Origin of the sequence: Chitinivorax sp. B (genome assembly GCF_005503445.1) — a bacterium.
Classification (GTDB): Bacteria; Pseudomonadota; Gammaproteobacteria; order Burkholderiales; family SCOH01; genus Chitinivorax.
The window spans coordinates 1-1,745 of sequence record NZ_SCOH01000136.1 but is presented as its reverse complement, the minus strand read 5'-3'; the positions used below and the strand labels follow the sequence as shown (position 1 = coordinate 1,745).

Sequence of the window (1,745 nt, the reverse complement as noted above, 5' to 3'; positions counted from 1 at the left end):
GGGTACGTGGGTCGGGCAGATCGGCGAGGTGGGTGAATAGGACCATGGCCAAGGTTGACGGTGAAGGATTGGGGTTCGCAGCTTACCGGACTGGGCACCAGGTTGCTTGATGAAGTGCACTGTCGTACCTGAATTTATGCCGATGGCAAGTTCGATCCCGCCCTGGGGTGGCGCGGATTCACCAACTCGTCTAAACGCTGACGAAACATATCGTTGCTCTGCGGTCCGACTGATTTGGTTCCCATCTAGCCCTCGAAAATTTGCAAGGAATTGCGCCCATTTTAGCGAAACCTTGCAAATCTCAGCAGCGTAACTTTCGCTTTTCGCCTTTAGAATCAGGCGAAAGCCGATTGCTCAGGGCCGACTAATGAGCAACCGATTTCGGGGATCTCGTCGATCGACCAGGAACAAATCCGCATTCTGTCCGCCTTAGGGGTCAAAAACCGACCGCCAGCAAGCAATTGCTGTTTCTGTAGTGGAGTGCTTTAAATGCAAGCATTTAATAATCAATGGTTTATGATATTATCTGTCGAAGTCGGGTGCCTAATTCCGCCCAAGCAAATTCCTTCCATTGCCCACCTCGTCACCACGGTTCTTTCGTCAAAAGGACACCTCGAACGCAAGAGTTATACCGGTAGCGCAAAGTGGGCAGAAGAATCAGCTCTCAGGCAAACATTGTATTATGCCAAGTGGGTTGTGTGTAACGAAATGATTAATACCTCTTGTAATAAAATTTGTTAAATTTGTCTTCTACGAGACCACCCGCCCAATATTCCAACCATTCCCAGAATTATCAGCCCTACAGTGTTAGGCTCTGGTACAGAATTAATTGAAAAGAATAAATTGTCGGCATATGCGTAATTGTAATCACCACTCATTCGATGGAAATCCAAAGTGACCATAAGCTGTGTGGCGCCTATTGGTACAAATTCATTCATATCCTGAAAAATGAGTCCAGTCTTATTGCCTCGAGCGAATGCATCAATATCACCCAAACGATATGAAACCAGATCCTGCTGATCATTTAGAAATGTTAACGATATCCCAGCTGTATCATCTTTATTACCAAATCCTCCAAACCAGCCCATTGCCTGGAATTTTGCACGACCTAGATCAATCCAGTCTGAAAATGGCTTTAAGTCAATAAATTGCTGCATATAAACATCACGCATGCCGGCACCACCAGCAAAAAATTGAACTCCGCCATTTAATTGGCTACTTTGTTCTATCGTAGGAGAATGTAGATTTGCACCGTACCTAATCACCATCGCGCCATTTTGTTGACTCACCCAACCTGGAACAAGGCCTAAAGCACTACCTCTACCAGCAGCATCTACCTCTGCCCCACCATTTATGATCAAGTTTTGACCAAAATGAGCAGGCATTGCAAAAGATGTTAATGATATCAAAAGCATACAACCAGACAAAGCATAAGCAAACAGTCTATTTCGTTTCATATTTCTTACTCCACAATCAGGATTTAGTATTTTTATCGCAATTCAACCTAACCGCCACCATTATGACAATTGTATCACCAATGAGATAGGGCCAGGGCGGGATCGAACTTTACTCCTTGTTTAATCAAATAAAAGCTCAGTTCTGAAGCGCGGATCCCATGCTGCCCGCTGTCGCTTGCCCGCGACACTGTCCTTGCGCTTGGTATGCTGCCGGATCACGCTCAGTGCCACGCGGTTGAATAACGCCAGCTGCGCCGCACCCTCCGGGTCAGCCACACGCAGCTCGTC

Annotated in this window: 1 protein-coding gene and 1 pseudogene; both read right to left on the bottom strand. The window is 46.4% G+C overall.

Translation table 11 applies throughout. The features are described 5' to 3' along the window. Positions 1–737: 737 nt before the first annotated feature. Positions 738–1,457, bottom strand: a complete 720-nt coding sequence (locus FFS57_RS24800) for a PEP-CTERM sorting domain-containing protein (protein WP_137940492.1) — start codon at positions 1,455–1,457, stop codon at positions 738–740. A 120-nt stretch (positions 1,458–1,577) separates the two neighbouring features. Then, positions 1,578–1,745 (bottom strand): annotated as a pseudogene (locus FFS57_RS24795) (ISAs1 family transposase); the annotation flags it as partial.